The organism is Polaromonas sp. P1_G2 (genome assembly GCF_056405515.1).
In genome coordinates, this window is the sequence record NZ_JBFUBY010000130.1 from 35,100 (window position 1) to 41,546 (window position 6,447).

At 65.5% G+C, this 6,447-nt stretch carries 6 protein-coding genes; all 6 read right to left on the minus strand.

Annotated elements, in window-relative coordinates:
- On the minus strand, positions 1-1,155 hold the full coding sequence (locus AC1D0P_RS14530) for an aromatic ring-hydroxylating oxygenase subunit alpha (RefSeq protein ID WP_477677382.1): 1,155 nt from the start codon (positions 1,153-1,155) through the stop codon (positions 1-3).
- 75 nt (positions 1,156-1,230) lie between these two features.
- On the minus strand, positions 1,231-2,055 hold the full coding sequence (locus tag AC1D0P_RS14535) for a siderophore ferric iron reductase (RefSeq protein WP_477677383.1): 825 nt from the start codon (positions 2,053-2,055) through the stop codon (positions 1,231-1,233).
- Positions 2,052-3,935, minus strand: coding sequence for an IucA/IucC family protein (locus AC1D0P_RS14540; RefSeq protein WP_477677384.1), 1,884 nt, complete (start codon positions 3,933-3,935; stop codon positions 2,052-2,054). The genes AC1D0P_RS14535 and AC1D0P_RS14540 overlap by 4 nt, the downstream gene beginning before the upstream one ends.
- Positions 3,932-4,543, minus strand: a complete 612-nt coding sequence (locus tag AC1D0P_RS14545) for a GNAT family N-acetyltransferase (RefSeq protein ID WP_477677385.1) — start codon at positions 4,541-4,543, stop codon at positions 3,932-3,934. The genes AC1D0P_RS14540 and AC1D0P_RS14545 overlap by 4 nt, the downstream gene beginning before the upstream one ends.
- On the minus strand, positions 4,533-5,762 hold the full coding sequence (locus AC1D0P_RS14550; RefSeq protein ID WP_477677386.1) for an MFS transporter: 1,230 nt from the start codon (positions 5,760-5,762) through the stop codon (positions 4,533-4,535). Before AC1D0P_RS14550 ends, AC1D0P_RS14545 begins: the two co-directional genes overlap by 11 nt.
- Positions 5,763-5,779: 17 nt before the next feature.
- Positions 5,780-6,447: SidA/IucD/PvdA family monooxygenase (locus tag AC1D0P_RS14555; protein WP_477677387.1), on the minus strand; the 668-nt coding region annotated here is incomplete at its 5' end.

Sequence of the window (6,447 nt, forward strand, 5' to 3'; positions counted from 1 at the left end):
TCAAGGCGGGCTGGAAGCACCCATGGTGCGCCGGTACCACTCGTGGAAATGCTGCATGCCGTCTTCGAGCGGCGACTGGTAGGGCCCGGTGTCGGAGGTGCCGCGCGCCAGCAGCGCGCGCCGGCCCGCGTCCATGCGTTCACCGATCTCGTCGTCTTCCCTGGCGGTTTCCATATAGGCGGCGCGGTGCGCTTCAATGAACTCGCGTTCGAAGGCGGCGATCTCTTCGGGGTAATAGAACTCCACGACGTTGACCGTGTCCTGCGGCCCTTTGGGGTAGAGCGTGGACAGCACCAGCACGTGCGGGTAGAGCTCGATCATGTGGGTGGGGAAGTAGGTGACCCAGACCGCGCCGAAATCGGGCGGCGTGCCGGTGCGGTATTGCAGCAGGCGGTCGTGCCAGGCGCTGTAGATGTCGGAGCCCGGCGCGTTCAGCGCTTCGTGCACACCGACGCGCTGCATGCTGTACCAGTCGGCAAAGTCCCAGCTCAGGTCGTCGCAGCTCACGAAGCTGCCCAGGCCGGGGTGGAAAGGCGCGACGTGATAGTCCTCGAGGTAGACCTCGATGAAGGTCTTCCAGTTGTAGTTGCAGGGGTGCACTTCCACGTGGTCGAGCACGTAGTCCGAAAAATCGAACTCTGGCCTTTCGAACAAGGGCGCCATGTCGCGCGCCGGGTCGCGCGGGCCTTCGAACAGCAGGCCGTGGCAGTTGCGCAGGGGAAAGCGCTGCAGGTTCTTGCAGGGTTTTTGTTCGAACTGCGGCGCGCCCAGCAGCTCGCCGCTGCTGTTGTAAGTCCAGCGGTGCAAGGGGCAGACGATGTGCCCGCCGGCGGCCGCCAGGTTGCCCTTGGGGTTGGCCGGCCCGCTGACGTTGCCGGTTTCGCCGCCCAGGATCAGCGCCTGCCGATGCCGGCAGACATTGGACAGCAGTTCCACGCCCTGGGGGTTGCGCACCAGCACGCGCCCTCCCCCTTCCTGCGCGAGCCGGTGCCAGTCGCCGACCTGCGGCACGGCTTTTTCATGGCCGAGGTAGCGGGCGGACTGGTTGAAGATCAAGGCCTGTTCACGCGCGAACAGGGCTTCGTCGAAATAAGCGCTGACGGGCAGTTGCGGGTCCGCCGGCATGAGATGCACCAGGCGTGCGATGTCGTTCATGGAACTCTCCAGGGCGTGGCGAGGCACACCGGCCTTGGCAAAGGCACGGCCGCATCGCGGAATCAATGGCCCGGACTACGAAGGATCGGCCAGCAATCGGGCGATGCGCTTGTCGAGCGGGAGCTTGGGACAGGTGCTGCATTTCTCGCCGTCATGGCGGCGAAAGTAGTGGCAGCACACCTTGCGGTCTAACGCTAGCGCAGGCGTCCCGTCGCGGGCCCGGTACGCAAAGAAGCCGCAGCCGCCGGGGATGCCCAGTTGCGCCAGCCACTCCTCCCCTAGCGCGGCGACCTCGGCATCGGCCAGGCCCGGCCGGCCGCGGTGCACCAGCAGCAGCGCGCCCAGCACACACTCGGCCTGCAGCCGGTCGGCGGCGCGGGCATGCAGGGCCACCATAGGCATCAGCGCCGCGCGCGTCGACTGGCAGAAGCCGCGCAGCTCGCCGGCCGTCAGGCGCAGGCGTGAAACCAGGGTCGCGGCCTTGAGGGGCGCATGCGACGGCAACTGGAAGCCGCTGGGAAAGCCGTCCACCACGGGCTGCGCCAGGCCGGCGAGCCGCGGGACGTGGGTGTCCAGGTGCGCGGCGATCACGCAGAGGTAGACCGGTTGCCAGATTGCCAGCCCCCAGCAGCGCAGCGCCACATAAAGCGCGCCGGCTTCGGGATAGGCTTGTTCCCAGTGGCGGCACAGCGCCCGCAGGGGGCCTGTGCCGGCGGCGATCTCATCGCCGTGGCGCAGCGCACCGGGCAGCGGCGCATCGCCCTGCTCTCCGCGCAGCGCGGGGGCGATGGAGGCGGCCAGCCGCAACACGCGGGCAAGGTCGGCGTCGGGCGCGCAGGCCCAGGCCGGCATCGGCGCACCGTCGTGCACCGAATCCCCTGACCGCATGTCAAAGCTCATGCGACGCTTTCCACCGCAGTTTCCGCCGCGGGCCGCCTGGCGGCGCGGCGGCGCATGCCGGCAATCGGGTTCACCAGGTTGCCGGCCATCTTGAGGCTGGATGCCGGATCGGCCAGGTTGACCATCTGCACGTTGTTTCCGAGCTGCAGGCGGTTCAGGCAGGAATGCAGGAACTCGGGCACAAACATGTCGTAGTGCGCGAACTTCGCGGCCATCTCGGGATGGGCATCCTGGTAGTCAGAGACGCAGTCGGCCACGGCGCGCCAGAAGTCGTCCTCGGTGCAGCAGGTGTTTTCGACGAGGACCTGGTTGATGTGGCGCAGCACGCCGTCAAACACGTCGATGAAGATGCCGAGCAGCTTGAAGTGGTCGGGCACGTCGACCGCCAGGCGGTCCACGCGCACTGGCAGCAGCGCCTTGGCCTCGATGTTGAGGATGGCGCACTCTTCGGCGATGTCCTTCATGATGGCGCGCACGGGCACGTGCTTGTCGAGCACCAGGATCAGGTTCTCGCCGTGCGGCATGAAGCTCAGGTCGTGTTTATAGAAACAGTGCAGCAGCGGCGTCAGGTAGGCCTTCAGGTAACTCTGCAGCCAGGCTTGGGTGCCCAGGCCGGAGCGGCGGATCAACTCGGGCAGCAGCGCGTGGCCGTCCTTGTCGACGTGCAGCAGCGCGGCCATGGTCATCAGGCGCTCGCCGGGCTTGAGCAGGGGCAGCGGGCTTTCGCGCCAGAGCGCCGAGAACATCTTTTTGTAAGGCGTGTCGGCCGGTATCGCGGCCTCGTAGTAGTGGTTGCGAAAGCCTATGGACGCGACCTCCTGCAGGATGGTGAAGCCGTTGGCGCGCAGGAAGGCGTCGCCGGACACCAGCTTCTTGATGAATTCGTTGATGGCTGGCGTGCCCGACATGTAATAAGGCGACAGGCCGCGCATAAAGCCCATGTTGAGGATGGAYAGCGAAGTCTTGACGTAGCGCTTGCTGCGGTCGCTGGTGTTGAAGAAGGTGCGTATCGACTGCTGGGCGATGTAGTTGTCGCGGCCGTAGGCCAGGCAGATGATCTTGCGCTGGGCCACATAGCCGGCGAAGGCGATCGACAGCTTGTTGAACCACTGCCAGGGATGGGCCGGCATGAAGTTGTAGTCGGCCGGGTCCACGCCCAGCGCGGCCACTTCGCGGGTAAAGCCGTCGACAGTCTCCTGCCCGAGTTCTTCGGCCAGCAGCTGTTCGTAGCTGAGCGTGGAGATGCTGGAAAAAGCCGCATGGTCCTTGTGCACGGCCAGCCAGATCACGCGGATCTCTGAGCCGGCCTCGGGTGCGTAGGCCTGGTAGTCGGCCGCGGTGAAGCCCAGGCGCCCGTTGTTGGCAACAAACCCCGGATGGCCTTCGGTCATGGCGACTTCAATCGACTGGAAGTCGGTGGCGTCGGCCAGCTGGGCGCTGCTGGGCGCGTCGGCTTTCATGCGCTTGTAGGCGCTGCCGAAGAGCGTGCTGCTGATCTCGTCGAGGTAGATGGGCAGCAGCTCCTCGCGAAGCCCCAAGCGCTGGCGGCATTCGATGATGAACTGCAGCGCGTCCAGCGGCTGCTCGGCGCCTTTAACGTATTTGTGGATGGATTCCGGTTTGATAAACCAGTGGCGCAGCGCCAGGCGCTGTGCCTCGAACTGGTAGCAGGCGGCGCCGTCGTCCGAGAACAGCTGGTACAGCGCGAAGCCGCCGTCGCGTGGGCGCAGCTGCTCGGGCTCGACGATGAGCTCGTGGGCGTATTCGGCAATGGCCTTGCGCAGCAGCAGGCGGTTGGCCTGGGCCCAGGCCTCGGGTGTCAGGTGGGCGGCGAAGCGGGCCGGGTCGTGCGCGATCTGGTGGGCGATGGTGACGTTCATGAATGGACTTCCTCTAAGGTGGCGGCCGTAGCCTGTTCAAAATCCCGCCGTGTGCAAAAGGCGAGGCTGGCGATCTTCTCGGGGAAGACCACATCACGGTCGTAGGCGAAGCCCGCCGACCGGTTCAAGGCATGGACCTTGTGATTGCTGGCGTCGGGCTCGACGACGATGCGCTGCGCGCCCAGGTGTTCGAACATGAAGCGCATCAGCGCATGGAACACGCTGCGCGAATAGCCGGCGATGCGCCGCTCGGGCGGCGCTATAAAAATGTGCATGCCGAGGTCGCCGGGCCGCACCTCGTAGAAGGCCTTGATGCGGTCCTGTGCGGGGTCGTAGCATTCGGCGAGGAAGGCGGGCCGGCCTTCGTGCCAGCCTATGTAAGGCGTGGCAGTGCCCGAATCCAGCATGCACTGGTAGGCCTCGCGGACTTCGGCCTCGCTCTTGTCCTGCATCAGCCAGAAGGCGGCGCGCTCCTGCGTGAACCAGCGGTGCAGCGTGGAGATGTCGGCGGGTATGCGCAATGGGCGGAACACAAAGCCGGCTTCGTCGCGGTAAGGCCTGAGTTCGGCATCGGCGCGGCGGTGGAGGGTGTCAGTATCAATTGGCATGGGCGGGCTCCTTCAGAGTGGCGGCATTGCCGGTTTCATCCAGGTGCCCGGCGCTGGGCACCTTGAGGATCAGGCGGTCCAGCAGCGCGGTCAGCACAAAACCGCCGGCCGCCAGCAGAAAGGGCAGGTGCAGCCCGTAGCGATTGACGATGGCGCCGGCCGCGAAGGAGGACAGCAGCACGCCCATGTTCTGGAAGAAGTTGGTGATGCTGTAGTCCTGCGCGTAGCGCTGGGGTGTGGACAGGCGGAACAGGTTGACTTCGAGCTTGACGATGATCTGGAAGAAGGCCCAGCCGTAGAGCACGCGGCCCAGCACCACCAGCAGCGGATCGGGCGCGGCATGCAACAACAGGCCCACGGCGCCCAGCAGCAGGTTGCCCAGCGTGTGGTCGGGCAGATGGCCGCCGCGCGCGCGTATCCAGGCGTGCAGGCGCAGCGCCACGATGGCCACCACACCGGGGATGGCGAAGGCCATGCCGGACAGCAGCTCGCTGTCGTTGCCGGTGATCTTCTGCCAGTAGAGGGCGAAGAAGGGGCGGATCAGGTAGGCGCTGAAGTCGAATATCAGCATCACCAGCGCCAGCTTCAGGATGGGCAGGCGAGCCAGCAGGCCGACGCGCTTCGCTTCGGTGGCTTCGGCCAGCGCCTGCTCGCCGGTGTTGACGCGGATGATTTTTCCGCTGCGTATCAGGTAGAAGCAGACGGCCATCTGGAAATAGTCGCCGGCGGCCATGGCAAAAATGCTGGCGCGCGGCCCCCAGGTCTGCAGCACAAAGCCGCCCACCACCGCCCCGAAGATGGCGCCGAAGTGCACCACCACCGAGAGGATGCCGATGGTGGCGGCGTGCTCTTCCTTGGGGGTCAGGCGCATCATGTAGGGGTACATCAGCAGGTAGCTGCTCTTGCACATGAACATCAGCATGGACAGCACCCAGTAGGCCTCGACGGTGGGCGCCCAGTCGCTCAGCAGGCTGAAGGTGCCGGCGGCGAACTGGGTGTAGACCAGCAGATGCAGCGGCTCGACGCGGCGTGCCACGCGCGCCCAGAAGGGCAGCGTGCACATCACGGCGATGGAGATCGCCGCCACGTAGGCGCCCACGTGCACGGGGCTGTCGATGCCGTAACGCGCGCTGAAGAACTGCGGGTAGAAGGGAATCAGGATGGCGTCGCTGATGACGGCGAGCACCGTCATGGTGATGATGTGGAATCTGAGGTTCATGCCGTGCGCCTCCAGCCTCAGAGCAGGACGAAGTCCGCGGTGGACGGGATGGTGAAATCCTGGATCGCGACGCGCCGCTCTATCTTGTAGTGCTCGACACCGGTGAGCTCGCGCAGGATGTAGGAGTTGCGGTAGCAGCTCATGCCCAGGTCCTGGTTGGTCATGCCGTGGGTGTGCTGGCCGGCGTTCTGCACAAAAATCTCATTGCCGTTGAAGTCGGCGGCGTAGTTGCGCGCCAGCCGGTAGCGGCCCTGCTCGTCCCAGCGCAGGCGGTGACGTATGCCGTCGACAAAGGCCGGGATGTTCTCGCGGTAGCCGGTGGCGAAGACCAGGCCCTCGCTGCGGTGCGCGTAGCGCGCCTCGTTGTCGAGCTGGCGGAACTCGATCTCGTAGCAGCCGTCCGCGGCGTCATAGCGGCAGCCCTGCAGTTCGCAGTTGGTGATCAGGTGGGTGCGCAGAGGCCCCTGCTTTCGCCTGTCGTCGAGCAGGTCGTAGATCTGGTTGATCAGGCTGGCGTTGACGCCCTTGTAAAGGCTGTCCTGCGCGCGCACGATGCGCTCCTTCTTGCCGTCGTCGAGGTTGTAGAAGTAGTCGATGTAGTCCGGCGAGAACATTTCCAGCGTGAGCTTGGTGGTCTCCATCTGGAAGAAGCGCGAGGAGCGGGTGATCCAGGTCAGGCTGTAAT